At 75.1% G+C, this 26,121-nt stretch carries 21 protein-coding genes; 13 read left to right on the top strand and 8 right to left on the bottom strand.

Translation table 11 applies throughout. The annotated features are described in order from the left end of the window. From IE170_RS21765 to IE170_RS21710, 12 genes are all read left to right on the top strand, one after another. Entirely contained in the window at positions 1 to 1,485 is a 1,485-nt protein-coding gene (locus IE170_RS21765) for an NAD(P)/FAD-dependent oxidoreductase (RefSeq protein ID WP_189811119.1), read from the top strand. Then, the gene (locus IE170_RS21760) at positions 1,482 to 2,651 is read left to right on the top strand and encodes a hypothetical protein (RefSeq protein ID WP_189811118.1); all 1,170 of its coding nucleotides are present in this window, start codon (positions 1,482 to 1,484) and stop codon (positions 2,649 to 2,651) included. Before IE170_RS21765 ends, IE170_RS21760 begins: the two co-directional genes overlap by 4 nt. An 8-nt stretch (positions 2,652 to 2,659) precedes the next feature. Further along, positions 2,660 to 3,484, top strand: coding sequence for a DUF6182 family protein (locus IE170_RS21755; protein ID WP_229885043.1), 825 nt, complete (start codon positions 2,660 to 2,662; stop codon positions 3,482 to 3,484). 1 nt (position 3,485) lies between these two features. Beyond that, complete coding sequence (locus tag IE170_RS21750) at positions 3,486 to 4,136, top strand: LysR substrate-binding domain-containing protein (protein ID WP_189811117.1); 651 nt, start codon at positions 3,486 to 3,488, stop codon at positions 4,134 to 4,136. Next, on the top strand, positions 4,133 to 4,963 hold the full coding sequence (locus IE170_RS21745; RefSeq protein ID WP_229885038.1) for an alpha/beta fold hydrolase: 831 nt from the start codon (positions 4,133 to 4,135) through the stop codon (positions 4,961 to 4,963). Before IE170_RS21750 ends, IE170_RS21745 begins: the two co-directional genes overlap by 4 nt. Then, positions 4,957 to 5,808, top strand: a complete 852-nt coding sequence (locus IE170_RS21740) for a methyltransferase domain-containing protein (protein WP_189811116.1) — start codon at positions 4,957 to 4,959, stop codon at positions 5,806 to 5,808. Before IE170_RS21745 ends, IE170_RS21740 begins: the two co-directional genes overlap by 7 nt. Before the next feature lie 86 nt (positions 5,809 to 5,894). Continuing rightward, entirely contained in the window at positions 5,895 to 6,845 is a 951-nt protein-coding gene (locus tag IE170_RS21735; RefSeq protein ID WP_189811115.1) for a carboxymuconolactone decarboxylase family protein, read from the top strand. Positions 6,846 to 6,928: 83 nt separating this feature from the next. Further along, the gene (locus IE170_RS21730; protein WP_189811114.1) at positions 6,929 to 8,125 is read left to right on the top strand and encodes a cytochrome P450 family protein; all 1,197 of its coding nucleotides are present in this window, start codon (positions 6,929 to 6,931) and stop codon (positions 8,123 to 8,125) included. Between the two features lie 182 nt (positions 8,126 to 8,307). Further along, positions 8,308 to 8,502, top strand: a complete 195-nt coding sequence (locus tag IE170_RS21725) for a hypothetical protein (protein ID WP_189811113.1) — start codon at positions 8,308 to 8,310, stop codon at positions 8,500 to 8,502. Next, positions 8,499 to 10,847 (top strand): TOMM precursor leader peptide-binding protein, encoded by a 2,349-nt coding sequence (locus IE170_RS21720; protein WP_189811112.1) that lies wholly within the window; start codon positions 8,499 to 8,501, stop codon positions 10,845 to 10,847. The genes IE170_RS21725 and IE170_RS21720 overlap by 4 nt, the downstream gene beginning before the upstream one ends. A gap of 82 nt (positions 10,848 to 10,929) precedes the next feature. After that, on the top strand, positions 10,930 to 12,165 hold the full coding sequence (locus IE170_RS21715; protein ID WP_189811111.1) for a sensor histidine kinase: 1,236 nt from the start codon (positions 10,930 to 10,932) through the stop codon (positions 12,163 to 12,165). A gap of 94 nt (positions 12,166 to 12,259) precedes the next feature. After that, positions 12,260 to 12,868, top strand: a complete 609-nt coding sequence (locus IE170_RS21710; RefSeq protein ID WP_189811110.1) for a response regulator transcription factor — start codon at positions 12,260 to 12,262, stop codon at positions 12,866 to 12,868. A 21-nt stretch (positions 12,869 to 12,889) separates the two neighbouring features. Here the strand turns inward: IE170_RS21710 and IE170_RS21705 are convergent, their stop codons facing one another. After that, positions 12,890 to 15,049, bottom strand: a complete 2,160-nt coding sequence (locus IE170_RS21705; RefSeq protein WP_189811109.1) for a RecQ family ATP-dependent DNA helicase — start codon at positions 15,047 to 15,049, stop codon at positions 12,890 to 12,892. Between the two features lie 348 nt (positions 15,050 to 15,397). On the opposite strand from IE170_RS21705, the gene IE170_RS21700 reads away from it, so the two are divergent. Beyond that, complete coding sequence (locus tag IE170_RS21700) at positions 15,398 to 16,027, top strand: hypothetical protein (protein ID WP_189811108.1); 630 nt, start codon at positions 15,398 to 15,400, stop codon at positions 16,025 to 16,027. 125 nt (positions 16,028 to 16,152) lie between these two features. On the opposite strand, the gene IE170_RS21695 is transcribed toward IE170_RS21700, so the two are convergent. The 7 genes from IE170_RS21695 to IE170_RS21665 form a co-directional block, all read right to left on the bottom strand. Next, on the bottom strand, positions 16,153 to 16,791 hold the full coding sequence (locus IE170_RS21695) for a hypothetical protein (RefSeq protein ID WP_189811107.1): 639 nt from the start codon (positions 16,789 to 16,791) through the stop codon (positions 16,153 to 16,155). Between the two features lie 59 nt (positions 16,792 to 16,850). Next, entirely contained in the window at positions 16,851 to 17,561 is a 711-nt protein-coding gene (rnhB, locus tag IE170_RS21690) for a ribonuclease HII (protein WP_189811106.1), read from the bottom strand. 547 nt (positions 17,562 to 18,108) lie between these two features. Next, complete coding sequence (locus IE170_RS32815) at positions 18,109 to 19,638, bottom strand: DUF4153 domain-containing protein (RefSeq protein WP_373299035.1); 1,530 nt, start codon at positions 19,636 to 19,638, stop codon at positions 18,109 to 18,111. Positions 19,639 to 20,678: 1,040 nt separating this feature from the next. Beyond that, entirely contained in the window at positions 20,679 to 21,596 is a 918-nt protein-coding gene (locus IE170_RS21680; protein WP_189811104.1) for an ADP-ribosylglycohydrolase family protein, read from the bottom strand. Positions 21,597 to 21,607: 11 nt separating this feature from the next. Further along, positions 21,608 to 22,267: a histidine phosphatase family protein gene (locus IE170_RS21675; RefSeq protein ID WP_189811103.1), complete on the bottom strand. Its 660-nt coding sequence runs from the start codon at positions 22,265 to 22,267 to the stop codon at positions 21,608 to 21,610. A 73-nt stretch (positions 22,268 to 22,340) separates the two neighbouring features. Next, positions 22,341 to 22,946, bottom strand: coding sequence for a YdbC family protein (locus tag IE170_RS21670; RefSeq protein WP_189811102.1), 606 nt, complete (start codon positions 22,944 to 22,946; stop codon positions 22,341 to 22,343). Between the two features lie 163 nt (positions 22,947 to 23,109). Beyond that, positions 23,110 to 25,995, bottom strand: coding sequence for a vitamin B12-dependent ribonucleotide reductase (locus IE170_RS21665; protein WP_189811101.1), 2,886 nt, complete (start codon positions 25,993 to 25,995; stop codon positions 23,110 to 23,112). Positions 25,996 to 26,121 lie beyond the last annotated feature (126 nt).

Genomic DNA, 26,121 nt, shown 5'->3' with positions numbered 1-26,121 from the left:
ATGGCAGCCATCGTCATCGCCGGCGGCGGCACCGCCGGCCTCGCCGCGGCCCTGGCACTCGGCCGGCGCGGCCACCGGGTGCGGGTCCTGGAGCGGGGCGACGCGCCGCCGGACGGGCCGGCCGTGGAGAGCGCGCAGCGGTGGCGGCGGCCCGGGGTCCCGCAGGCCGTCCACGACCACATCCTGAACGCGCTCGGCGTGCGGATGCTGCGCCGGCACGCCCCCGACGTGCTCGACGGCCTGCTCGCGGACGGCGCACGGCTCCTCGACCTGGCCGCGGCGGCGCCCGGCGGCCCCGCGGAGCCCGGCGAGGAGGAGCTGGTGACCCTGGTCGCCCGCCGCTCCCTCCTGGACGTCGTCCTGCACCGGGCCGCCGCGGCCGTGCCGGGCGTGAGCGTCAGCCACCGCACCACTGCCGCCGGGCTGCTGACGGCCCCGGCCGGGCCGTCCGGGCACCGGGTGGCGGGGGTCGTCGCGGACACCGGGGAGCGGATCCCGGCCCGCCTCGTCCTGGACGCGACCGGACGCCGATCCGCCTCCCGGTCCTGGCTCGCCGCGGCCGGGCTGCCGGTGGCGGACGACCTGAGCGGCCCCAGCCGGCTGCACGCCTACGGCCGCTTCTACCGGCTGCGGCGCCCCTGCGGCCCGCTGCCCGGGCCGCTCAACCGGGGCAACGCCGCCGGGGGGATCTGGGGCCACTACTCGGCCGTCCTGCACCCCGCCGACAACGACGTCTTCGCCATCACGCTCGGCGCCCTGCCCGGCGACCGCGCCATGGCCGCGCTGCGCGGCGCCGAGGCGTTCACCGCCGCGTGCCGGCTCTCCCCGTACCTCGCCCCGTGGGTCGAGGAGGACGCCGCGGAGCCGCTCGGCCCGGTCCGCGCGACCGGCATGCCGCCGAACGTCCTGCGCGGCGCGGCGACCGACCGGCTGCGGCCCGTCCGCGGGCTCCTCCCGGTCGGCGACGCCGCCTGCACCACCGACCCGATGTTCGGGCGCGGGCTGTCCCTGGCCCTGGCACACGCCTTCGGGCTCGCGGAGCTGATCGACGGCCGCCCGGAGGCCGACGACCGGTTGGCGCGGGACGCAGCCGGGCTCGCCGAACGGCTGCTGCGCCCCTGGTTCGACAAGGGGGTGCACGACTCCCGGCTGCGCGTGCGCCAGTGGCGCGAGGCGACCGGGGCGGCCGCCGACCGCGAGCCCGCCAGGCCGCCCGAGCCGCCCGGCCCGCCGGTCCCGCCGGTCCCCGCGGGCCTGTGGGCCGCCGCGACGGCGGCCGCCGCGGCCGACCGCGCCGTCTGGCGCGGGCTCACCCGGATCCAGACGAGCCTCGCCACACCCGCCGAGGTCTTCGCCGACCCGGCGTTCCTGGACCGGGTACGGGCCTCGGAGGGCGCCCGCCCCGGGCCGGCCGCCCCGGAGGGGCCGCGGCCGCCGACTCCCGCCGAACTCCGGCACGCCCTCACCGCCCGCGAAGGAGGATGACGGTGCAGCCCCGCAAGAACGTCCTGCTGGCTCCGGTCACGGTAACCCCGACCAAGCCTCTGACGCCCAGCCACCTCAAGGGCCTGCTGTGGACCGACGTGATGTTCCGGGCCACCGCACCGCTCGCCGCGGTGACCTACCGCTACAGCCACACCACGTACCACGTCACCGAGCAGACGGTCGGCTTCTGGGAGTACCTCGACCGCACCCGCGGTGAGACCGACTACGGCCAGCTCTCCGAGGAGGAGATCGGCGACCTGTACGTGGCCTACCGGTCCGAGGACCGCCCGCAGGACGCCGCCGTCCTGCGGCCCTACCGCGACGCCGTCGAGCACGGCGGCTGGGTCCACCCGGCGAGCGAGCGGATGCTGCGCCTGTGGGCCGGGCACTACGAGCGCCTCGGCATGCACGACCCCGGCCTGCGCGAGCACCAGCCGCCGGGTCTGGGGCTGGAGGAGATGCTGGAGCGGCTCGCCGCCGTGGGACTGCTCCTGGACCAGCGGCACTGCGGCGGCCCCGTCTACCTGGACCTCACCCGGTACGGGATGCCGCTGCGCCGGATCGTCACCTCCGACGGCCGCCCCAACTACCTCGCGTGCGCGCTGCGCGAGCTCATGCCGCTCGTCCCCTGGTACGACGAGGTCGTCCTGCTCTACGACCGCGAGCTCGACTCCGACTACCAGCTCCTGAACCGGGTCCTGGCCCGGCTCGGGCCGACGGTGCGGCGCGTCCCGATCGGCCGGGTGCCGATCGACGGCCGGATCACCTCTGCCCGGCACGGCGGCTGGCACGGCCACACGGCGGGCGCCCTGCTGGACGCCGCGGCCGAGGCCGTCGGCGACGGCGACGGCGACGGCGACGGCGACGGCGGTGGGACGGACGCGCTCCGGCTCGGCATGCGCCTGTACTTCATCGCCACCCTCGGCCCCGGCCAGTCCCAGTCCTTCCGGCACGACCTGCTGCGCAACTGCCTGTCGGTGGCCGCCCGGCTGCTGCGCCGGGCCGCCGACGAGGGCCCGGCGGCCGGCGCCGCCGACCTGCCCGGCGCCCTCGACCGGCACCGGCGGGGCCACACGTACGTCGACCCCTACCGGCTGGCGTCCTCCCTGCTCGGCAGGGGCCGCCCCGCTCCCGATCCCGCACTCCTGTCGGCGGTGTTCCTATGACCAGTCCCGTGACCGCGACCAGCTCCCCGACCCGCCTGCCGGCCCGTTCCGCGCGCCCCGCGGCGCTCGCCGCGCCCGCACCGCCGGCCGCCCCGGCCGCCTCCCTGTCCTCCGCGGTGCTGCTCAAGTCGGCCGCGGACCGGGTGCGGTCCGCGCGCCCCGAGCTGGCGGACCGCCTCGACCTGTCCAGCACCCAGGCCCTGCGGGCCGTGCGGGACGGCTTCCACGGCAGCCGCGGCGTCGAGGCCGACGAGGTCCTGGCCGTGGTCGTGATCGGCCGCCTCGACCTGCCCCGCTGGGTGAAGGAGACCTGCGCCTTCGCCCTCTCCCTCGCACCCGCGGCGCGCGAGGCGTGGCGGCGCTCCTTCACCCGGACCGTCTACCTGGCGGGCAACCCGGCCAACCTGCGCGGCCGGTTCGCCTTCGACCACGTCGCCTGCGACGACTCGGCGGCCTGGGCGGCGCCGGCGCCCGGCTCGGCGACGGCGACCCTGCGCCGGCTCCTCAAGGCCTTCGAGGCGTCGCACGAGCTGACCGCCCTTCCCGCGGTCGACGTGACCGTGCCGGGCCGGCCGGGCGGGCGCCGCCCCGTCCACCGCGACCTGTACGTCGCCACCGCGAAGGTGACCGTCACCGACGCGCTCGTCCACGTCAACCACCTGCTCGCCGAGGCCGTCCTGGACGGGCTGATCGGCCCCGGCGACCGCCTGACGCTGCGGTTCGTGCCGCGGTTGACCGGCCTGGGCGCCCCCCTCGCCATGCTGCGCGTCGACACCGACGTCCACCGCCCGGACGAACTCCAGGCGTATGCCGGACTGACCACGGAGGTCTGAAGTGCCGTTACCCCGACCCGGCTCGGCTCCCCCGACCGCCGCGCCGCGCCCCGTCCGCCTCGGCGTGCACGGCTCCACCCGTCAGGCCGAGCGGATCGCCGCCGCCGCGGGCGTCCCGCCGTCCGCCGTGGAGTACGTCCCCTACGAGGTGGCCGAGCCGTTCGCGCCGCTGCGCGCCGGCCTGGCCGACATCATGCTCCTCAAGTACGACCCGCTGGAGCCGGACATCGCCGTCAGCGCGCCCGTCGCCTTCGACGGGCGGGCCGTGCTCGTCGGCGCGGGCCACCCGCTCGCCGGCCGCGCGGAGGTGTCGATCGAGGAGGTCGCGGACCACGAGGCGTTCCGGTGCCCCGGCAGCTTCCCGCCGCACGTGTGGGACCTGGTCGTGCCGCCGCACACCCCGCGGGGCCGCCCGATCCGCCGCGTCCACCCGATGACCACCCTCGACGCCCTCGCGGAACTGCTGCGGGGCGGTTCGGCCGTCCACGTCTCGTTCCGGTCGCTGGAGGCCGTCCTCCCGCCGGACATCAAAATCATCCCGGTGCACGACCTCCCGCCGTCGCCGGTCGCCTTCGGCCGGCTGCGGGGCGTCGAACCGCCCGGGCACGTGGCGCGGTTCGTCGCCGCCGCGGAACGGGCGGTGCAGCGGTGAGCCCGGCCGTGCACGCGGCGGCGCCCGGGGCGGGACGCCCGCCTGCGGAGGACGCCGGCGGCCCGCCGGTGGTCCTCCTCCACGCCCTGCCGTTCGACGCGTCGATGTGGGACGGCACCGCGCGGGAGCTGCGCGCCCGCGGCCACCGCGTCGTCGCCGCCGACCAGCCCGGCTTCGGCGCCGCGCCGCCCGTGCAGGGGCAGCCGTCGCTGGACGCGGTGGCGGACGCCCTCGCCGCGGAGCTCGACCGGCTGGGGATCGCCGCCGCCGTCCTCGCCGGCTGCTCCCTGGGCGGCTACACGGCCATGGCCTTCCTGCGCCGCCACCCGCACCGGGTCCGCGGCCTGGCCCTGCTGGCCGCCCGCGGCACCGCCGACACCGCGCAGGCCGCGGAGCAGCGCAGGCGGTTCGCCGACGCGGTCCTCGACGACGGAGCGCGCGAGCGCCTCGTGGCGGCGACGACGCCGTCGCTGCTCGGCGCCACGACGCGGGTGGGGCGGCCCGACCTCCTGGGCCGGGTGACGGGCCTGGCGCTGGCCGCGCCGCCGCAGTCGGTCGCCTGGACACAGCGGGCCGTCGCGGCGCGCCCCGACTCCACGGCGGTCCTGCGGGCGGCCGCGGTGCCCGCCCTCGTCGTCATCGGCGACGAGGACGAGCTGGTCTCCCCGGACGAGGCGCGGATGACCGCGGCGGCGCTGCCGCAGGGCCGGCTCGCGATCCTCCCCGGCGTGGGCCACCTCGCCCCGCTGGAGGCCCCGCGGGAGACGGCACGGCTGCTCGCCGGGCTGCTCGCCCGCGCCGGGAAGACGGGTGCGGGCGCATGGTGACGGCCGACCACGCGGGGTGGGGGTACACCGCCTCAACGGGGCTCGCGTTCACGCACGAGGAGATCGTCGACCAGCACTTCGAGGCGTGCGCCGGCCACTACCGGGAGGCGCTGCACGGCGTGGGCCTGCGGCCCGGCTGGCGGGTGCTCGACGCCGGCTGCGGCAGCGGCGCCTTCCTGCCGCTGATCGCGGAGCTGGTCGGCCCGGAGGGCGGCGTCTGCGCCGTGGACCTGGCCGCGGAGAACGCGGCGCGGGCCGCAGCGCGGATGCGGGAGCACCCCGCGGGGGCCCGCGTGGAGGTGCGGCAGGGCAGCATCCTCGACCTGCCGTACGCGGACGGCGCGTTCGACGCCGTGTGGTGTGCCAACACGACGCAGTACCTCGACGACGCCGAGCTGGCTCGGGCGCTGTCGGAGCTGCGCCGGGTCACCCGGCCGGGCGGGCTCGTCGCCGTGAAGGACGTGGACGGCACGCTGAGCACGGTGCGCCCGGCGGACCCCTTCCTGATCACCGACCTCTTCCGGCGGTCGGCCGCCTCCCCCGGGTACGCCCGCCAGCTGCTGCGCGGCCGGGACCTCCACCGGTGGCTGCGCGCGGCCGGCCTGGAGGCGGTGCGGCAGCGCACGGTGCTGATGGAGCACCGTGCACCGCTCCCGCCGGCGGCCTTCCGCTTCTACGCGAACGCGTGCGCGCGTTTCGCCCGGCAGGCGGCGGCCGAAGGCGCCCCGGGGAACTGGGCGCCGTTCCTGGACCCGGCGGATCCGGCCCATCCGCTGCACGATCCGGACGGATACATCAGCGAGGGCAACGCCATCGCGATCGGCACGGTTCCGAAAGCCCTTTGAAAAAAGCCGTCCTCTTCCCGGCGGAAGAGGAATTCAACCCGATTCCCTCCCCCACAACCCACCCCTGTCGAATGGATAGAGACGTCATGAATGCATCGCGGAAGACCGCGGAATTCTCCCGCCGCACCACCCTGACCGGCGGCGCCCTGGTCGGAATCGGCCTGGCCGAGGGCCTGCTCGGCGCGGCCCCGGCGGCAGCCGCCGGAGCCCCGGCCGCCGGAGCCGCGGCCTCGGACGCCGCCGCGGCGGCGGGCAGGAACTCCCGGTACGCGCGCGGCCTCGCCGTGCTGCGCGAGACCTCGGGCGAGCGCGGCGCGGCGGTCGTCGAGTCGCTGAAGGACATCGCCCCCGACCTCGGGCGGTTCGTCGTCGAGTTCGCGTACGGCGACATCTACCCGCGGGCCGGTCTGGACCTGCGCGAGCGGGAGCTCGTGACGCTGGGCTCGCTGACTGCCCAGGGCGACACGGCGCCGCAGCTGAACTTCCACATCGACGCGGCGCTGCACGTCGGCGTGAAGCCCGCCGAGGTGATCGAGGCGCTGATCCACCTGGTGCCGTTCATGGGGTTCCCGCGGGTGCTGAACGCGATCGGCGTCGCCCGGACGGTCTTCGCCGACCGCGGCGTGGCCTTCCGGCCGCCGGTCATGAACGACGCCCGCGACCGCTACAAGCGCGGTGTCGACAAGCTGGTGGAGATCGACGGCCGGCACGGCCTGGAGGTCGTCGAGTCGCTGAAGGACATCGCGCCCGACCTGGGGCGGTTCATCGTCGAGTTCACCTTCGGCGACGTCTACCACCGGCCGTGGCTGTCGCCGCGGCGGCGCCAGCTCGTCACGGTCGGCGCGCTCACCTCGTTCGGCGACACCGCCCCGCAGCTGCGCGTGCACATCGGCGCCGCGCTGAACGTCGGCCTGAGCCCGGCGCAGGTCGTGGAGGCGCTGATCCACGTGGTGCCGTACGCGGGCTTCCCGCGGGTGCTGAACGCCCTCACTGTGGCGCGCGAGGTGTTCGAGAAGCGGAAGGCCTCCGTCTCGTAGCGGGCCGGCCCCGGCCCGCGCACCGACCGCGCGGGCCGGGGCGGCCTCCGGCACACCGTCCGACGAAGGGAACGGCAGGCAGCATGCACACGGAGACCGCGGCGGACTTCGCGGCGCTCGGCGAGGACTTCACCCGTGACCCGTACCCGGTGTACGCGGCCCTGCGTGCGCGGGGCCCGGTCCACCGGATCCGCACGCCCGAGGGCGCGGAGGCCTGGCTCGTCGTCGGGCACGAGGCCTGCCGGGCCGCGCTCACCCATCCCGGCCTGTCGAAGTCGTGGCGGGACGCCTCGCCGGAGCTGCCGCTGGCCCGGCTCTCCGCGGGCGAGAACCTGCTGAGCTCGAACCCGCCGGACCACACCCGGCTGCGGCGGCTGGTGGCCGGGGAGTTCACGCCGCGGCGCGTCGAGGGGCTCGCCCCGCGGGTGCGGGAACTGGCGGACGGCCTCCTCGACGCGATGCTCGCCCGGCCGGACCGGCGGGCCGACCTCGTCGAGGCCCTGGCGTTCCCGCTGGCGATGGGCGTGATCTGCGAGCTCCTCGGCGTGCCCGCCCTGGACCGCGCGTCCTTCCGTGACTGGGCCGGGCAGGCGCTGAGCAGCCCGGACCGCGAGGCCCGCACGGCCGCGACCGCCGCGATGACCCGGTACCTGGTCGGCATGGTGGAGGAGATGCGCGCCCGGCCCGGCGGCGACCTGATGAGCGCGCTGATCAGGACCACCGACGAGGACGGCGGCCGGCTCTCCGCGGACGAGCTGATCGGCATGGCCTGGCTGCTGCTCGTCACCGGCTTCGAGACCACCGTCAACCTCATCGCGTCCGGCGTCCTGCTGCTCCTGCGCCACCCCGACCAGCTCGCCGCCCTGCGCGCGGACCCCTCACTGGCGGGCGGGGCCGTAGAGGAGGTGCTGCGGTACGAGGGGCCGGTCGAGACCACCACGTACCGGTTCACGACGGAGCCCGTGGAGATCGGCGGGTCCGTGGTCCCGGGGGGCGGCGAGCTGGTGCTGGTCGCGCTCGCCGACGCCGACCGCGACCCGGCGCGGTTCACGGATCCGGACCGCTTCGACATCCGCCGGCCGGCGGGCGGCCACATCGCATTCGGCCACGGCATCCACTACTGCCTGGGCGCCCCGCTGGCCCGGCTCCAGGCGCGCACGGCCCTCGTGGCACTGCTGGAGCGGGCACCCGCCCTGGCCCTGGACGCCGACCCGGCATCGCTCCCGTGGCGGGCGGGGCTCCTCATCCGCGGTCCCCGCGGCCTGCCCGTCCGCTGGTAGCGCGGAGCCTGGCGTTCCGCCGGCGCCGGGCACCCGCGCGGTGGTCATGCCACCGGCAGATGTGAAATCTTCATCCGGTGATGGTGACGGCAGCACTGTCTGAGGTCGCCTGTTCCCTCGCAGAATCGTCGGTGAACGGATCGAAACCCGCCAGACGACAACTCAAAGGGAACCTGACCACCATGACCAGCATTCCGGCCAGTGCCCGCACCACCGTCAACGGATCCGCACAGGCCCCCGCCCACTCCGCCCGACCGGGCCTCGTCATCGAGCACCTCGACGCCCTGCCCGACACCCAGCACGCGCTGTTCACGGTCTGCGCCGTGACGCAGCTGGCCGAGCCGGCGACCCCGATAGCCGGACGGCTGGACGCGTGAGCACTGCCGAGCGCGAGCGGCCGGCCGCGCCGCCGGCGGCCGCGGACCGCCTGGTGGGCTTCAAGTCCCACCTGCGGCCGACGGTCGTGCCCGGCGACGCCGCCTACCTGGTGTCCCGGCGCGGGGTGACCGCGCTGGGCGGCAGCCAGGCGGAGGTACTCGTCCCGCTCCTCGACGGCACCCGCACCGCGGGCGCGGTCCACCAGGAGGCCTCCCGCCTCCTGGGGGCCGAGGACGCCGAAGCGGCCCTCACCGCCCTCACCGCCGCCGGACTGATCCGCCCCACCTCCCCGTCGGCCGCCACCGCGGCCGGCGGGTCCCCCGCGCCCGGCGCCGCCGAGGCCGAGGCCTACTGGGACCTGGCCGGGCTGGACGGCGGCCGGGCCGCCGCCGACCTGTCCCGGGCGTCCGTCGCGATCGAGGCCCTGCCCGGACTCGACGCGGCGCCCGTCGCGGAGGCCTGCCGGGCCTCCGGCGTGGCCGTCGCCGACGACGTGGACGACGCCTCCCTGGTCCTCGTCCTGTGCGACGACTACCTCTCCCCCGGCCTCGCCGCAGCCGACGCCGCCCACCGCGCGGCCGGCCGGCCGTGGCTGCCGGTCCGGCTCTGCGGGACCGACCCCTGGGTGGGCCCGTTCTTCCGGCCGGACACCGGCCCCTGCTGGCACTGCCTGGCCGTCCGGCTGCGCGGCCACCGCCACTCCGAGCTCCCCGTACGCCGGGCCCTCGGCCTGGACGGGCCCGTTCCGCGGCCCCCGGCCGGGCTGGCCGCCGGGACGGCGCTCGCCGTGAACCTCGCCGTCCTGGAGGCCGCGAAGTGGCTCGCGGGCCTGCGCCACCCCGAGCAGGGCCACGTCCACACCTTCGACACGCTGCGGCTGCGCACGTCCGGCCACCGCGTGGACCGGCTCCCCCAGTGCCCCGCCTGCGGCGACCCCGGTCTCGTCGCCCGCCGGGTGCGCGCCCCGTTCGTCCCCGTCTCCCGGCCCAAGGCCCCGGCCGCAGCCGGGGGGAACGGGGACCGGGCGCTCACGCCCGCGCAGCTCCTGGCCGCGTACGGGCACCTCGTCGACCCGGTGACCGGCGTCGTCAAGGAGATCCGGCGGGCGCCCGGCACCCCGGACGACGCCCACGCCTACACCTCCGGCCACAACCTGGCCATGGCGTCGGCGACCTTCGCCGGGCTCCGCTCGGGCCTGCGCGCGCTCAGCGGCGGCAAGGGCCGCACCGCCGAGGAGGCCCGTGCGGGCGCGCTGTGCGAGGCGGTCGAGCGCTACAGCGGCACCCGGCACGGCGACGAGCCGACGGTCCGCGACTCGCTGCGCGGCCTGGGCGCGGCGGCCGTCCACCCCGACGACTGCCTGCTCTACAGCGCCCGCCAGTACGCGGAGCGGGACCTGTGGAACGCCCGCGCCTCGCGCTTCCACTACGTGTCGGCGCCGTTCGACGAGACGCGGCCCACCGACTGGACGCCGGTGTGGTCCCTGACCGGGGGCGAACAGCGGCTGCTGCCGACCTCGATGCTGTACTTCGCCCGCGGCGACGGCCGGGCCCCGGCCCCGCACCCGGACGACCCGTGGGCCGACTCCAACGGCAACGCGGCCGGCAGCAGCCCCGAGGACGCGCTGGTGCAGGGGTTCATGGAGCTGGTGGAGCGGGACGCGGTGGCCCTGTGGTGGTACAACCGCACCCGCCAGCCGGCCGTGGACCTGGACGCCTTCGCCGACGACTGGACCGAGCGGATCCGCCACGGGCTGCGGCGGGCGGGCCGGGAGGTGTGGGCGCTCGACCTCACCTCGGACCTGGGGATACCGGTGGTCGCGGCGCTGTCCCGGCGCACCGACAAGCCGGGCGAGGACGTGGTGTTCGGCTTCGGCGCGCACTTCGACCCGGGGGTCGCGCTGCGCCGGGCGCTGTCGGAGATGGCCCAGCTGCTGCCCGCGGTGCGGGACGCCCGGCCGGACGGCACGGGATACGGGATCACCGACCCGGAACCGCTGTCGTGGTGGCGGCATGCGACCGTCGTCAACCAGCCGTACCTGGTGGCCGATCCGGCGGCGGCGCCGCGGACTCCCGCCGACTGGCCGGTGGTCCGTACCGCGGACCTCCTGGACGACGTACGAACGATCACCGAGCTGGTCCGGCGGAAAGGCATGGACCTGTTGGTCCTCGACCAGACGCGGCCGGACCTGGGGATTTCGGTGACGAAAGCGGTCGTACCGGGACTGCGTCATTTTTGGCCGAGATTCGCTCCCGGCCGGCTATTCGACGTGCCCGTGGAACTCGGCAGACTGGCCGAACCCACACCGTACGACCAGCTCAATCCCATCCCTCTGTTCGTGTGAGCGATCGGATTTCAGCGCCCGCCCGACTTCCTCGCCTATGCTCAAGGTGGCTGCAACACGGAACGCCCATGGGGGGATTGACATGTCTGGCCGCCTCAAGTCCTCGGATGATGCATCGGAGGCGGTCCTGTTCGAGGGGATTCTGCGGCGCAGCCGGGACTTGCCGGCGCCGCGGATGGCCAAGGTCACCGTCGTCGTCGCGCTCCTCTGCTACGTCGGCATCACCACCCTGAACGTCCTGGGCGCCGGGGTGGAGGGCCCGGCCCTGGCGGCGGCCCTGTTCTGCCTGGCCGCGGTCTTCGGCCTGCAGCTGCTGCACTCCCGTGCCGGCGCCAAGCAGGCCCCCGCGGCGCGCCGGGCGCTGACCCTGGGCGCGCAGGCGGCCTTCACCTACCTGCCCCTGCTCGCGCTGAAGTCGCAGTGGGGGGCCATGGCGGGGTTCCTCGCGGGCTCCCTGCTGCTGCTCCTGCCGCCGCGCCTGGGCTGGTGCCTGTACGGCTTCGTGGGCGTCAGCATGCTCGTTCCGCCGCTGCTGGACGGGCGCCCCGTCCTCGACAGCGTGTACCTGGTGCAGACCACCCTGCTGACGGGGCTGGTCACCTTCGGCCTGACCCGCCTGTCGGAGCTGGTGCGGGTCCTGCACGAGAGCCGGGACGAGCTGACGCGCGCGGCGGTCACCCGCGAGCGGCTCCGCTTCGCCCGCGACCTGCACGACCTGCTCGGGTACAGCCTGTCCGCCATCCAGCTCAAGGGCGAGCTGATCCACCGGCTGATCCCGGCGCATCCGGCGAAGGCCAAGAAGGAGATCGAGGACGTCCTGGCGATCTCCCGCCAGTCCCTGGCGGACGTGCGGCGGGTGGCCAGCGGCTACCGGGACCTGTCCCTGGAGGAGGAGATCGCCTCCGCGCGGTCGGTGCTGAGCGCCGCCGAGGTCGAGGCGGTCACCGACGTGCGGATGGTGAAGGTCAGCCCGCCGGTGGACACGGTCCTGGCCACGGTGCTGCGGGAGGCCGTCACCAACGTGCTGCGGCACAGCAGGGCGGCGTACTGCGAGATCACGGCCGTCGAGGAGGACGGCCTGATGACGCTGTCGGTCACGAACGACGGCGTGACCGAGGGGTACCGCGACGCCTCCCCGCACAGCGGCAGCGGCCTGGGGAACCTGGGCCTGCGCCTGCGCGCGGTCGGCGGCGAGCTGGAGGTCGACCGCGGCCCGGGAGACGTTTTCCGAGTGGTCGCGCGGGTCCCCGCCCAGGGGGCGGTCGACCTGGACCTGGAGGACTCGCCGGAAGGCGAACGCACCTGGCTGGTGGCGTGAGCTGACCCCGCGTCACGCTCCGCCGACCGGCTGTGGGACGGTTGTTATGATTTAAAGTGCAAAGATCGACCGCGCGGACGGGGGGCTCGCAACGGTGATCAGGATCCTGCTGGCCGAAGACATGAACATGGTGCGCGGCGCGCTCGTCGCCCTGCTCGAAATGGAAGACGACCTGGAGGTCGTCAGCGAACTGGAGCGCGGGGACAAGATCCTGGCCGCAGCCCTGGAGGTCCGGCCGGACATCGCGGTCATCGACATCGACCTCCCCGGCCTCGACGGCCTGAGCGCGGCCGCCCAGCTCCACGAGCAGCTGCCGGAGTGCCGGACGCTGATGCTGACCAGCCTGGGCCGCCCCGGCACCCTGCGCCGGGCGCTCGCCGCGCAGGTGTCCGGCTACATCCTCAAGGACGACTCCCCCAAGGAGCTCGCCAGCGCCATCCGCCGCGTGGTGGCCGGGCAGCGGGTGATCGACTCCAAGCTCGCCGTCGCCGCCTGGAACGGCCTGGAGAGCCCGCTCACCGACCGGGAGACCGAGGTGCTGCGCATGGCAGCCCAGGGGTCGGAGGCCGCCGAGATCGCCGGCGAGCTGCACCTGTCCACGGGGACGGTGCGCAACTACCTGACGACCGTGGTGATGAAGCTGAAGGCCCGCAACCGGGTCGACGCCATCCGCATCGCACGCGAGGCGGGCTGGCTGGTCTAGGCCGCGGCAGCCGCGGCCCCGTCAGCCCGTGGTGGCGAGGACGAGCGGGAGGACCTCGCCGCTGCCCGCCCGCCGAAGCAGGCGGGCCGCCACGGCGAGCGTCCAGCCGGAGTCGGTGCTGTCGTCCACGAGGAGGACGGGTCCGGCAGACCGCTGCAGCGCGGCGGCCAGCTCCTCGGAGACCGCGAAGGCACCCGACAGGGCCCGCAGCCGCTGCGCGGAGTTGCTGCGGCGTGCCGCGTACGCGCCCTCCGGGCCTGTGTGGTCGAGGGTGCCCAGGAACGGCAGGCGGCCGACGGAGGCGATGCCCCGCGCGAGCGAGTCGACGAGCTGCGGGCGGGTCAGGGACGGCACGGCGACGACGCCGACCGGCCGGGCGGAGGCGTCCGGGACGTCGGGCGCCCAGCCGCCCGGCGAGCGCGCCCAGTCGGCGAGGACCGCGACGGCTGCCCGGAGCACGTCGTCGGGGACGGGCCCGTCGGGTGCGCCGTCCGCCAGGAGGGGGCGCAGCCGGTTGCCCCAGCCGATGTCGGAGAGCCGCCCGAGGGCGCGCCCGGTCGAGCACTGCTCGCCGGCCGGGATCCGGCCCTTGAGGTCGACCCCGAGGGCGGGCATGCCGGTGGGCCACATGCGGCGCGGTTCGATCTCCACGCCGGGGCGGTCGAGCTCCCTGGCGGCGGCGGTCAGCGTCTCCGCGGAGACGGCGGTGTCGGCCCAGGGGCCGGCGCAGTTGTCGCAGCGGCCGCAGGGCGCCGCCCCCGCGTCGTCCAGCTGGAGGCGGAGGAACTCCATCCGGCACCGGTCGGTGGTGACGTAGTCGCGCATGGCCTGCTGTTCGGCGGCCCGCTGGCGGGCGACCCGCGCGTAGCGCTCGGCGTCGTACGCCCACGGCTGCCCGGTGCTGGTCCAGCCGCCCTTCACGCGCTTGACGGCGCCGTCGACGTCGAGGACCTTCAGCATGGTCTCCAGCCGGCTGCGCCGCAGGTCCACGGCGGCCTCCAGGGCCGGTACGGACAGGGGCCGGCCCGCGTCGGCGAGGGCCTCCAGGGTCTGCCGGACCTGCGCCTCGGGCGGGAAGGCGGTGTCGGCGAAATACCGCCAGATGGCCTCGTCCTCCTTGCCGGGCAGCAGCAGCACGTCGGCGTGCTCGACGCCGCGGCCGGCGCGGCCGACCTGCTGGTAGTAGGCGATCGGCGAGGACGGGGAGCCGAGGTGGAGGACGAAGCCGAGGTCCGGCTTGTCGAAGCCCATGCCGAGGGCCGACGTCGCGACGAGCGCCTTGACGCGGTTGGCCAGCAGGTCGGCCTCGGCCTGGAGGCGGTCGGCGTTCTCCGTCCGCCCCGTGTACGAGGAGACGGCGAACCCGCGCTGCCGCAGGTGGGCGGTGGCCTCCTCGGCCGCCGCCACGGTCAGCGTGTACACGATGCCGGAGCCCGGCAGCTCGTCCAGGTGCTCGGCGAGCCAGGCCAGGCGGTGTGCGGCGTCGGGCAGCCGGACGACGCCCAGGCGCAGGCTCTCCCGTTCCAGCGGTCCGCGCAGGACGAGGGCCTCGCCGGCGCCGGTCCCGAGCTGCTCCGCGACGTCGGCGGTGACGCGGGCGTTCGCGGTCGCGGTGGTGGCGAGGACCGGCACCCCGGGGGAGAGCTCGGCGAGCATGGCCCGCAGCCTCCGGTAGTCGGGCCGGAAGTCGTGCCCCCAGTCGGAGATGCAGTGCGCTTCGTCGACGACGAGGAGGCCGGTGGTGGCGGCGAGCTTGGGGAGCATCTGGTCGCGGAAGTCGACCGAGTTGAGGCGTTCGGGGCTGACGAGGAGGACGTCGGTCGCGCCGCGCTCGACCTCCTCGTGGATGGCGTCCCACTCCTCCGGGTTCGCGGAGTTGATGGTGCGGGCGCGGATGCCGGCCCGCTCCGCCGCCTCGACCTGGTTGCGCATCAGGGCCAGCAGCGGGGAGACGATCACGGTGGGCCCGGCGCCGCGGCGGCGCAGCAGGGCGGTGGCCACGAAGTAGACGGCGGACTTGCCCCAGCCGGTGCGCTGCACGACCAGGGCGCGCCGGCGCTCCCGGACGAGGGCGGCGACCGCCTGCCACTGGTCCTCGCGCAGCCGCGCGGATCCTCCCGGGTCGCCCACCAGCTCGGCGAGTACGGCATCGGCTTCGGCGCGCAGGTCGGGATCGTCCATACCCCCATGCAACCGGATGCAGGGGCCGGTCGGCCAGCTCACTGCGGGCGACACCCCGCAAGCGGAGGGTGGTGGCCGGTTTTCCGCGGGCCGCGGGAGGCGCGTGCGCGGGGCGACAGGCCGTTCATCTGCGGCCGTATGAGTCGCCGTCAGCGCGGCTGGGCAAGGATATGAACGGCATACCGGCGAATTCCGGTCGGCGGCTCCAATTGCTCGTTGCCGCATGCTCTCGGCCCACGCGAGAATCGGAGTGCTCCCGCTCGGCTCGACGGCACTCCCTGGGCCGTGCTGCGGCGCGCCCCCACTCCAGCCGTGCCCGTCCGCGGGCGTGTACCCGAAGGGAGGACCGTGGCCTTCGGATTCGCCCCGCCCTCGACCGCGTCTCTGACTGCGACGGCCGGCGGCAGCAGCCGGCACGGAAGACTGCTGGAGCCCGCCGAGTGGACGGCGGCCGGCATCCCGCTGCTGCGCAATCCCCGCGAGCTCGTCAGCGGCCTCCACTCGCGGCACGGCCCGGTGCCGTCGACCGCGGTGATAGCCGTCCTGGGCCCGGAGGAGGAGCTCGTCGCGAGCGCGTCGTTCGTCCAGCGGACCGCGTCCGGCGACGGCTGGGACTACCGCAACGCGCTCCTGGCCGGCCTGCGCCGGGTGATCCCGCACGACCTGCGGCGCCGGACCCCGGTGCGGACGGCGGTGCTGATGTACTGCCGCGACGGCGACGAGCGGTGGACCGTGGAGGACGGCGCCTGGATGTGGGGGCTGCGCGACGCCTGCACCCTGCACGGGCTGCGCTGCGGCGCCTACATCACGCTGACCCGTACCGGCTGGCAGGTTCTCGGCGAGGGCCGCGGCGGTCGGCGCCCCGACGCGGGTTCGCGGCCGGAGCGGCTCGGCGACACCGCGGCCGACTTCGCCGCGATGGCCGTGAGCACCGGCGGCGGCGCGGCCGAGGCCCTGCGCCACACCGCGGCACGCTGACCGCGGCCGCCGGGCCTGGCCGGACACCGCGGCCGCCACCCGGAGGGCGTACGGCACCCCGGAGCGGGCTCCAGCGGGGCCGGCTCAGCCAGCCCCGCCCCTCGCCCGTACCGGGGTACGGGGCGTCAGACGCCCGCACCCAGCACGGAGTTGATCTCCTTCGGGTCACCGCACACGATCAGCAGCGCGCCGGCCCGGGCCAGCGCGACCGGCAGCACGGAGGCGGCCGCCGAGGCGGGCCCCCCGTTGACGGCGACGACCACGACGGGACGGCCGGAGGCGCGCTCCGCCTGCGCCGCGTCCGCGTAGAAGACGTCGTCCCCGGCATCGTGCTGGGCCCAGTAGGCGGCTTCGCCGAAGGACAGCTCGTGCGCGGCCCAGGGGTGGAGGTCGCCGGTGGTGAGGACGAGGACGTCGCCGGGGGCGCGCCCGGTGTCGAGCAGCAGGTCCACGGCCTCCTCGGCCGCGTCCAGCGCGCCCTCGGCCGAGGCGGGGATCAGCTGGATCTGGGGGACCGCCGCCGACACGGACGGTGCGGCGGGAGCGGCCTGCGGCATGCGCGGCGCGGGCGGCGCGGGCCGGGGGGCGGCACCCGCGCGGTTCGCCGCGGCGGGGGAGGGACCGGGGCGCCCGGGCCGCGGGACGGCTGCGGGACGCGGACCAGGTACGGGGCGGGGGGTCGACGCGGTGCGGCTCGCGGCCGGCGTGACGCGGGGACCCTGGGCACTCTCGTGAATCTGAGGCTCCTCGGGGGTGAGAGGCATGGGTTGATGTCTATCAAACAGCGGTACGAAACGTACCGCCGGGGGGCACGTGGGTGCGATCAGAAATCGAAGCCGAGTTGGCCTCCGTTTTCCAACTCCAGCGCCTCCTCGCTGCGCCGCACCTTCTTGAGGTGGCGCCAGCGGGGCAGCGCGTCGAGGTACGCCCAGGACAGCCGGTGGTGCGGGGTGGGCCCCAGTTCCTCCAGGGCCGCGCGGTGCACGGGCGAGGGGTAGCCGGCGTTGTCGCCGAAGGCGTATCCCTCGAACCCGCCGCCGACACAGCCGAGTTCGGCCATCAGCCGGTCGCGCCGGACCTTGGCGATGACCGAGGCGGCGGCGACGGCGACGCAGGACTGGTCGCCCTTGATCACCGTGCGGACCTGCCAGGGCGTGCCGAGGTAGTCGTGCTTGCCGTCGAGGATCACCGCGTCGGGCCGGACGGGCAGCCCCTCCAGGGCGCGCTCTGCGGCCAGCCGCAGGGCGGCGGTCATGCCGAGCTCGTCTATCTCCTCCGGGGAGGCGTGCCCGAGGGCGTACGACGTGACCCACGCCTCAAGGACCTCGAGGAGGGCGTCGCGCCGCTTGTGGGTGAGGAGCTTGGAGTCGGTGAGCCCTTCGGGCGGGCGGCGCAGTCCGGTGATCGCCGCGCAGACGGTGACCGGACCGGCCCAGGCCCCTCGCCCGACCTCGTCGACCCCGGCGACGACCTTGGCGCCGGTGGTTGCGCGGAGGGAGCGTTCGACGGTGTGGGTGGGTGCTTCGTACGGCATGGCGCCAGCAAGGTTACGCCGCCCCGAGCCGCCTGCACACCCCGGCCCGGCCGGAGCGGCCGGGAGGGCCCGGCGCCGCGCCGTCCGGGCCTTGCGGGGGCGGGCCACGGGCAGCATTCGACGGCGCAGAACTTCGCTGGAGCACACATCGAGAGGCGCTCGGCGAGGTGGGGCTCGGACATGGAGGTGCGCCTGCGTCCGGCGAGGCGGGGCCGGGAGTACCTGTTCCGGTGCGGCATTCACCGCAGCCTGCGGGTGCCCGGCGCGGCCAGACCCCCACCCGCCGGCGGGGGCCGAGCCGCGGACCCGCTTCCTTCACTTCGCGGAGGCGAAGGGGGCGCATCGCCCGGCTCCGCCGTCACGTCGGCCCGGTGCCGTCCCCGCGAGCAGGGGCGCCCGTGCCGCGGTGCCGGTCCGCGTCTCGGTGGCCCCCCCCCGCTGGCCGGTGCCGCCCCCTGGGCACGGGCCCGGCCCGGGCGCCCCCAATTCCGTTGCCGGAATCGCCCGTTCGGGTTCGTCCGTGGTCGCTTGTGCGGAGGGCCGGAGGTCATCCGCTGCGGCCGGAGAAGGTGCCGAGGCGCGAGCAGACCCCGGTACGGGCGGCGGCAGGGCGCGCGTCCAGGATCTGCCGGGCCCGGTACACGCCGAGGCTCATCCCGTACCAAGGGGCGCGGCCCTGCTCCTCCAACTCCTCGGCGATGCCGCGGAGGGCGCAGGAGCGGTGGGGTTCGGGCAGTCGGTCCAGCGCGGGCACGGCGTCCGCCGACAGCGACTGGAAGTACGCGAGGTCGATCTTGCCGGTGGCCCGGAAGCGGTCCGCGTTCTTCTCCGCGACCAGCGCGTCCGGCGACAGCAGCCCGAAGGCGAGGGCGGCCGCCACCGCGCTGCCGGCGACCGCGCGGGGCAGCAAGCGGGCGCCGAAGAGCCCCGCCGTCATGATCAGGACGATGACGAGGCCCAACCAGAGCTCCATCGCGGCCACCGACACCCGCAGCCGGGTCAGCCCGTACGCGTCCACGTACAGGTCCATGCGGCGCAGCGCCGAGGCGACGACCACCAGGGTCAGCGCGCACAGCGTGCCGAGGACGCCGCGGACGAGCCTCCGGTCGGCCGGGCCGCCGCGGGGGGCCCAGCGCAGGGCGAGCGCGATCACGGCCAGGGTGAGCAGGGTCGCCCAGAGCAGCTGCCAGAAGCCCTGGCGGGCGTATTCGGCGTACGTCAGCCCCGTGCTGGCCAGGACCTTGTCGTAGCCGCCGAACAGGACGGCGAGCTGGACGGCGTTGAAGCCGGCGAAGAGCAGGGCGAGGACGACGAGGGGCAGCGCCCATTCGACGCGGGAGCGCGGCTTGCCGGCGGTGGTGCGGATGCGGTCCCAGCGGAACGGCGCGGCGGCGGTCCGGGCCGCGGCCAGCGCGACGACGGTGGCGAGGAGGAACAGCACCAGGCGGAGCGGGCCGTCGCCGATGGTGACGTCGGGGACGAGGCCGCCGAGCAGGTCCGCGAAGGCGGCGTCGGCGGAGGCGAAGAGGGCGCCGAAGAGCAGGAGCAGCCCGGCGGCCACGCCGGCGGCCTTCAGGACGGGCAGCCAGCGGTCGCGGTCGACGCCGGTGCTCCGGGCGCGGAGCGCGGCCCACGCCCAGCGGACGCCGTTGACGGCTCCGTCGGTGAGGCCGACGGGGCTGAGCAGCACCCCGGCCCAGGTGCGGCTGCCGTGCAGGGCGAGCGCCCCGGCGAGGACGGCGGCGAGGAGGGCGACGGTGGTCGGCCAGGCGGCGTCGCGCAGCACGGGCACGACGAGCAGGGCCGAGCAGCCGAGGGCCCAGAACAGGGTCCACGGGCGGGCGGCGCGGCCGGCGGTGCGCGCGGCGGCGTACGCGGCGGCGACCGCGGGCAGCGCGGCGAGCAGCAGGCCGGGACCGAGGCCGTCGCCGAGGAACAGGGCCGCGGAGAGGCCGGCGGCGCCGGCGCAGACCAGGACGGCGGTGGACGGCGGCGCGGGCGCGGCGGGCCGGGCGGCTTCCGACCAGTCGAGCGGCGCCACCGACCAGGGCCCGGACCGGGCGCGCTCCCGGCGCACCTGATACCGCCGCCAGGCCGCAGGATCCCACCCCGGCGGAGCCCCGCCTCCGGGCGGCCCCGCATGCCCGCCGCCCCGCCCGGCCGCCCCGTAACCCGCAGCCCCGGCCGGGACTCCGACGCCCGCGGGGCCGGCGGCCGCGGCGGGCTGCGGTGACACCGGTGCCGCGGCGGGCGCCCGCTCCTGCGCGGTCACACCGGACGGCGCAGCCGCGCCGGACGGGGCCCGACCGGAAGGAACGTCCGTCGCCGTCGATGCGGCCGGTGCATCCGGCGCGGAGGGCGCCGAACCGGCCGCCCCGCCAGGAACCGCCGGCGTGGCCGCTACAGCGTCCACGAGAGGCGCCTCCGACGAGGCAGGCGCAACGGGCACCGCCTGCACGGCAGACGCGTCCGCCCTGGAGGGGCCCTCCGGTTCAGCGGCCGCAGGCGGTACGGCAGGCGCAGCCGGTACGGCAGGGCCGTCTGACCCGGAATACGACTCCGGTACAGCAGGCACGGCCGGCGCAGCCGGTACCGCAGGCCCGTCCGATCCGGCACGCGGCTCCGGTGCAGCAGGCGCGGCCGGTGTGCCCGGAGCGGCTTCGGGATTGCGCGGGGTCCGCACCGGCCCGGCCTCGGCCGGCGTTGCCGCATCGCCCCCCTGCAGCACCGCGGCCTGTGGCGGCAGGGTCGGCGCGGCCTCCGTGCCGGGCTCCGCAGCCGCATCCTCCGCCGCCCCCGGCGCGCGACCGGCGTCCGCCGCGGCCGCGGGCTGCGCGCCCGCCACCGGGGGTGCGTCGGCCGGGACTCCGGCGGCGTCGCCGTCGTTCGGTCCGTCTGCTGTGGTGGCCATCGGGTTCCCCTCCCTGTCGGCCGCCCCGGCCTGCCTGCCGGGGGCAAGCGGCCAGGGTAGGGCCGTGACGTGGGGGTTCCCCGGGGCCGACCGGGCCTGTGTCAGGACCGTGACAAAGCGCGGGCCGACGTGCGCCCCGGCGCACACGACCGGCCGGGGCCGCCGGCCCAGTACGCCGGCCCGGCACACCGAGCCCGCACGCCGGCTCAGTACGCCGGCGCCTCCGGCAGCCACGCCGGCAGCGCTTCGGTGCGCGCCAGCCAGGCGGCGGGGAGCACCTCTTCGCCCCGCGCCCCCAGCACCCCGCCGACGATCGCGCACGTGGTGTCCACGTCCCCGCCGACCTGCGCGGTGGTCCAGAACGCCCGCTCGAAGTCGCCGAGCGAGCGGGCCGCCGACCACAGTGCGAACGGCACCGTGTCGTGGGCGGTGGTGCGCCGCCCGCAGCCGAGCACGGCGGCCACCGTGGTCGCGTCCCCGTAGTCCAGCATGTCCCGCGCCCGCCGCAGCCCCGCCCCCACCGCGCTGCGCGGCACGAGCGCGATCACGCCGTCCAGCAGGTCCTCCGCCTTCGGCGGACCGGCCGGGTCCGCGGCGAGTGCGGCCGCCGCGGCGACCGCCATCGCACCGCAGACCGCCTCGCGGTGCTGGTGGGTGGTGTAGGCGGAGATCTCCGCCTGGTGGGTGGCCTGTTCCGGGTCGTCGGCGTACCAGGCGCCGAGCGGCGCGATCCGCATGGCCGCGCCGTTGCCCCAGGAGCCCTGCCCGTTGAACAGCTCGGCGCCCAGCGTCCGCCAGTCCCCGCCCTCCCGGACGAGGCGGAGCATCCGGTTCACTGCCGGCCCGTAGCCGCGGTCGAAGTCGTGGCGGCGGGCGAAGGAGTCGGCGAGGGCGTCCTGGTCGATGCGCCCGTGGAGGGCCAGCACCGCGAGGACCGAGCACGCCATCTCGGTGTCGTCGGTCCACTGCCAGGTGCCCGTACCGCCGGGCAGTTCACGGCGCTTGAGGGAGGGGTAGTTGGCGGGGACGAAGTACTGGGAGCCCAGGGCGTCCCCGAGGGCCAGCCCGCGGAGGCTGGCGAGGGCGCGTGCGTAGCGCCTTTCGGAGGAGGAGTCAGCGGTCATCGCGCGTCACTTTAGCCGTCCAGGTCGTAAGGCTCGGGTGTGGTCCACCGCTCGAACGGGCGGTCCAGGCGGTACCGGCCGTCGGGACCGAGGCCGAGGATCCGGTGGTCGCCGTTCCCGGGATTGGAGAGGCATTCGAATTCGGCCACCGACCAGTGGAACCACCGCATGCAGAACAGCCGCATGGTCAGCCCGTGCGTGACGAGCAGGACGTTCGGCGGGTGGTCGGGGGCCTCGAAGCTGCGGTAGAGGCTCTCCAGGAAGGAGCCGACCCGGTCGTAGACGTCGGCCCCGGACTCCCCCTGCGCGAACCGGTAGAAGAAGTGGCCGTAGGCGTCCCGGTAGGCCTTCTGCAGGCGGACGTCCTCCCGGTCCTGCCAGTTCCCCCAGTCCTGCTCCCGCAGCCGCGGCTCTTCGCGGACCCGTACCCGCGCCGGGTCCAGCCCCAGGCCGCGGAAGGTCTGCAGCGTCCTGCGGTACGGGGAGACGTACGCGCTCACCCGCTCCTCGCCGAAGAGCTCCCGCAGCCGCACGCCCGCCGCCTCGGCCTGCTCGTGGCCGAGCCCGGTCATCCGCAGGGCGTGGTCGGGCTCCCGCTCGTACACGGTGTCGTCGACGTTGCCCTCGGACTCCCCGTGCCGGAGGAGGACGATGCGCCGTGGTCGTGCCATCCCACGACCCTATGCGGCGTACGGCGCCCCCGACACCCGGGCACGCCGGTACGACCCTCCGATCTTCGTACGGTCACACCGTCCAGGACGCCTCGAGGTCGACGACGTCGCCGGTGAGGGCCTCGACGTCGGCCTCGGTCTGCGCGCGCAGCGAGAGCCGCTCGACCCGCTCCTGCCGGTACTTGCCGTGTTCCGCGGCGGCGTGCCACATCGACAGCACGAGGAACTCGCGGCCCGGCGCCTCGCCGAACAGGCCGCGGACCATCCCCGGCGACCCGGCCATGGCCGGGTTCCACACCTTCTCCTGCATCAGCGCGAAGTGGTCGACGCGCCCCTCACGCACCCGGGTGTGGGCGACGCGGACGACGTCGGCGTCGGTGAAGCGGGGCTCGAAGCCGGTCTTCACGTCGAAGCGGTGGTCGAAGAGGCTCACCCGGGCGTCGGTGTACGTCCCGGCCTGGGCGGCGGCCAGCCGGTCGTGCGAGCGGGCCATGAAGGAGTCGTAGAAGGAACGGCTCTCCCAGAACGCGAAGACATGCGCGACCCCCTGCCGCCCCCGGCTCCATCCGCCGCCCTGTCCCCGGAATCCCGGCTCCCCCGGCAGCCCCGCCCATTTGCGCTGCCCGCGCTCGAACCCGCGTCGGTCCGTCACCGTGCAGCGAATCCACTTGACCAGCACGGCGTCATCGTACGGGCCCGGGCGCTCCGCGGTCAGTCCCCGCGGAAGTTGGCCCGTACCGCCCCTCCCCCACCCGCACCCGCGCCCGAATCCCGAACGGGCGACCGGCCCGGGGCACGGCGAAGGGGGCCGACCGCCACCGGTCGGCCCCCTTCTCACGGCATCAGCTGCAGCCGCTGGTGGAGCCGCAGCCCTCGCAGATGTAGCAGGAGCCTGCGCGCTGCATCTTCGTCCCGCAGGAGAAGCAGAGCGGGGCGTCGGCGGAGACGCCGAGCTGCATCTCGACGAGTTCGGCGCTGGAGTGGGCCGTCTTCGGGGCCGGGACCGCCGCGGGCTGGGCCTGCGGGGCCGCGGTGACCGCCGCGAGCGGGGCGGACTGGGCCAGGGACTCCGTGTCGATCTCCTCGTCGAGCGGCTCGTAGGAGCCGGTCTCCAGGTGGCGCTGGCGCTCCTCGGCGGTGTGGATGCCGAGCGCCGAGCGGGTCTCGAACGGCAGGAAGTCCAGGGCGAGGCGGCGGAAGATGTAGTCGACGATCGACTGCGCCATCCGCACGTCCGCGTCGTCCGTCATGCCGGCGGGCTCGAAGCGCATGTTCGTGAACTTCGAGACGTAGGTCTCCAGCGGCACGCCGTACTGGAGGCCGACCGACACGGCGATCGAGAAGGCGTCCATCATGCCGGCGAGGGTCGAGCCCTGCTTCGACATCTTCAGGAAGACCTCGCCGAGGCCGTCGTCCGGGTAGGAGTTGGCCGTCATGTAGCCCTCGGCGCCGCCGACGGTGAAGGAGGTGGTGATCCCCGGGCGGCCCTTGGGGAGGCGCTTGCGGACGGGCCGGTACTCGATGACCTTCTCGACGGCCGCGCGGATCGTCTCCTCGGTCTTCTCGGTGACCTCGGCCTTCTCCTCCTCCTTCTTCTTGGCGGAGAGCGGCTGGCCGACCTTGCAGTTGTCGCGGTAGATCGCGAGCGCCTTGACGCCCAGCTTCCACGCCTCGAAGTAGATCTCCTCGATCTCCTCGACGGTCGCCGACTCCGGCATGTTGACCGTCTTCGAGATCGCGCCGGAGATCCAGGGCTGGATCGCGGCCATCATGCGGACGTGGCCCATCGGCGAGATGGAGCGCTCGCCCATGGCGCAGTCGAAGACCTCGTAGTGCTCGGTCTTCAGGCCGGGGGCGTCGATCACGTTGCCGTGCTCGGCGATGTGGGCGACGATCGCCTCGATCTGCTCCTCCTGGTAGCCCAGGCGGCGCAGGGCCTGCGGGACGGTGCCGTTGACGATCTGCATCGAGCCGCCGCCGACGAGCTTCTTGAACTTCACCAGCGCCAGGTCCGGCTCGACACCGGTGGTGTCGCAGGACATGGCGAGGCCGATGGTGCCGGTGGGGGCCAGGACGGAGGCCTGCGAGTTGCGGAAGCCGTTCTTCTCGCCGAGGCGCAGGACGTCCTGCCAGGCCTCGGTGGCCGCCGCCCAGATGGCGTTGTCGAGGTCGTCGGTGCGCGGCGCGGCGGCGTTGGCGTCGGCGTGCTGCTTCATGACGCGCTTGTGGGCCGTGGCGTTGCGGGCGTAGCCGTCGTACGGGCCGACGATGGCGGCGAGCTCGGCGGAGCGCCGGTAGGCCGTACCGGTCATCAGGGAGGTGATGGACGCGGCGAGGGTGCGGCCGCCGTCGGAGTCGTAGGCGTGGCCGGTCGCCATCAGCAGGGCGCCGAGGTTGGCGTAGCCGATGCCGAGCTGGCGGTAGGCGCGGGTGTTCTCGCCGATCTTCTGCGTCGGGAAGTCCGCGAAGCAGATGGAGATGTCCATGGCGGTGATGACGAGCTCGACGACCTTGGCGAAGCGCTCGGCGTCGAAGGACTGGTCGCCCTTGCCGTCGTCGTCGAGGAACTTCATCAGGTTCAGGGAGGCGAGGTTGCAGGACGTGTTGTCCAGGTGCATGTACTCGCTGCACGGGTTCGACGCGGTGATGCGGCCGGACTCGGGGCAGGTGTGCCAGTGGTTGATGACGCCGTCGTACTGGATGCCGGGGTCGGCGCACGCCCAGGCGGCCTCCGCCATCTTGCGGAAGAGCGCCTTGGCGTCGACCTGCTCGATGACCTCGCCGGTCATGCGGGCGCGCAGGCCGAAGGAGGTGCCGTTCTCGACGGCCGTCATGAACTCGTCGTTCACGCGGACGGAGTTGTTGGCGTTCTGGTACTGGACGGACGTGATGTCGTCGCCGCCCAGGTCCATGTCGAAGCCCGCGTCGCGCAGGGCGCGGATCTTCTCCTCTTCCTTCACCTTGGTCTCGATGAAGTCCTCGACGTCCGGGTGGTCCACGTCGAGGACGACCATCTTGGCGGCGCGGCGGGTGGCGCCGCCCGACTTGATGGTTCCGGCGGACGCGTCGGCGCCGCGCATGAAGGAGACGGGGCCGGAGGCGTTGCCGCCGGAGGAGAGCAGTTCCTTGGAGGAGCGGATGCGGGAGAGGTTCAGGCCGGCGCCGGAGCCGCCCTTGAAGATCATGCCCTCTTCCTTGTACCAGTCGAGGATCGACTCCATGGAGTCGTCGACGGACAGGATGAAGCAGGCGGAGACCTGCTGCGGCTGCGGCGTGCCGACGTTGAACCACACCGGGGAGTTGAAGCTGAAGATCTGGTGCAGGAGGGCGTAGGTCAGCTCGTGCTCGAAGATCTCCGCGTCGGCGGGGGACGCGAAGTAGCCGTAGTCCTCACCGGCCTTCGTGTACGTCTTCACGATGCGGTCGATGAGCTGCTTCAGACCGGTCTCGCGCTGCGGCGTGCCGACGGCGCCGCGGAAGTACTTGCTGGTGACGATGTTGACCGCGTTCACCGACCAGAAGTCGGGGAACTCGACGCCGCGCTGCTCGAAGTTGACCGAGCCGTCGCGCCAGTTCGTCATGACGACGTCACGGAGCTCCCAGCTCACCTCGTCGTACGGGTGCACGCCCGGGGTGGTGTGGATGCGCTCGATCCGCAGGCCGCCCTTGGCGCCCTTGGTCCCCTTGGCGCGGGAACCGCGTGCCGAGCTGCTCGCCGTCTCTGTCATGCCGCCTGCCTCCCATATACGGGCAAAAACGCCCTAAAGTGCCAGCGCTATTCCGAGGCACAGTGCTGTGTCTTTTTACGTTCCTTCTCCCGGCAGGGCCGGGCGGCCTCCGGGCCGAGCGGGCGG

It is taken from the genome of Streptomyces toxytricini, from assembly GCF_014649915.1.
GTDB classification, from domain to species: Bacteria; Actinomycetota; Actinomycetes; order Streptomycetales; family Streptomycetaceae; genus Streptomyces; species Streptomyces toxytricini.
The sequence above is the reverse complement of the archived record's forward strand: the minus strand, read 5'-3'. Positions and strand labels throughout refer to the sequence as shown.

Bases quoted from the DNA above. Each gene is read 5' to 3' on its own strand.
- IE170_RS21665 (WP_189811101.1), bottom strand. From the start codon at position 25,995: ATGACAGAGACGGCGAGCAGCTCGGCACGCGGTTCCCGCGCCAAGGGG.
- IE170_RS21730 (WP_189811114.1), top strand. From the start codon at position 6,929: ATGCACACGGAGACCGCGGCGGACTTCGCGGCGCTCGGCGAGGACTTC.
- IE170_RS21715 (WP_189811111.1), top strand. From the start codon at position 10,930: ATGTCTGGCCGCCTCAAGTCCTCGGATGATGCATCGGAGGCGGTCCTG.
- IE170_RS21705 (WP_189811109.1), bottom strand. From the start codon at position 15,049: ATGGACGATCCCGACCTGCGCGCCGAAGCCGATGCCGTACTCGCCGAG.
- rnhB (WP_189811106.1), bottom strand. From the start codon at position 17,561: ATGCCGTACGAAGCACCCACCCACACCGTCGAACGCTCCCTCCGCGCA.
- IE170_RS21760 (WP_189811118.1), top strand. From the start codon at position 1,482: ATGACGGTGCAGCCCCGCAAGAACGTCCTGCTGGCTCCGGTCACGGTA.
- IE170_RS21680 (WP_189811104.1), bottom strand. From the start codon at position 21,596: ATGACCGCTGACTCCTCCTCCGAAAGGCGCTACGCACGCGCCCTCGCC.
- IE170_RS21735 (WP_189811115.1), top strand. From the start codon at position 5,895: ATGAATGCATCGCGGAAGACCGCGGAATTCTCCCGCCGCACCACCCTG.
- IE170_RS21675 (WP_189811103.1), bottom strand. From the start codon at position 22,267: ATGGCACGACCACGGCGCATCGTCCTCCTCCGGCACGGGGAGTCCGAG.
- IE170_RS21765 (WP_189811119.1), top strand. From the start codon at position 1: ATGGCAGCCATCGTCATCGCCGGCGGCGGCACCGCCGGCCTCGCCGCG.
- IE170_RS21740 (WP_189811116.1), top strand. From the start codon at position 4,957: ATGGTGACGGCCGACCACGCGGGGTGGGGGTACACCGCCTCAACGGGG.
- IE170_RS21725 (WP_189811113.1), top strand. From the start codon at position 8,308: ATGACCAGCATTCCGGCCAGTGCCCGCACCACCGTCAACGGATCCGCA.
- IE170_RS21695 (WP_189811107.1), bottom strand. From the start codon at position 16,791: ATGCCTCTCACCCCCGAGGAGCCTCAGATTCACGAGAGTGCCCAGGGT.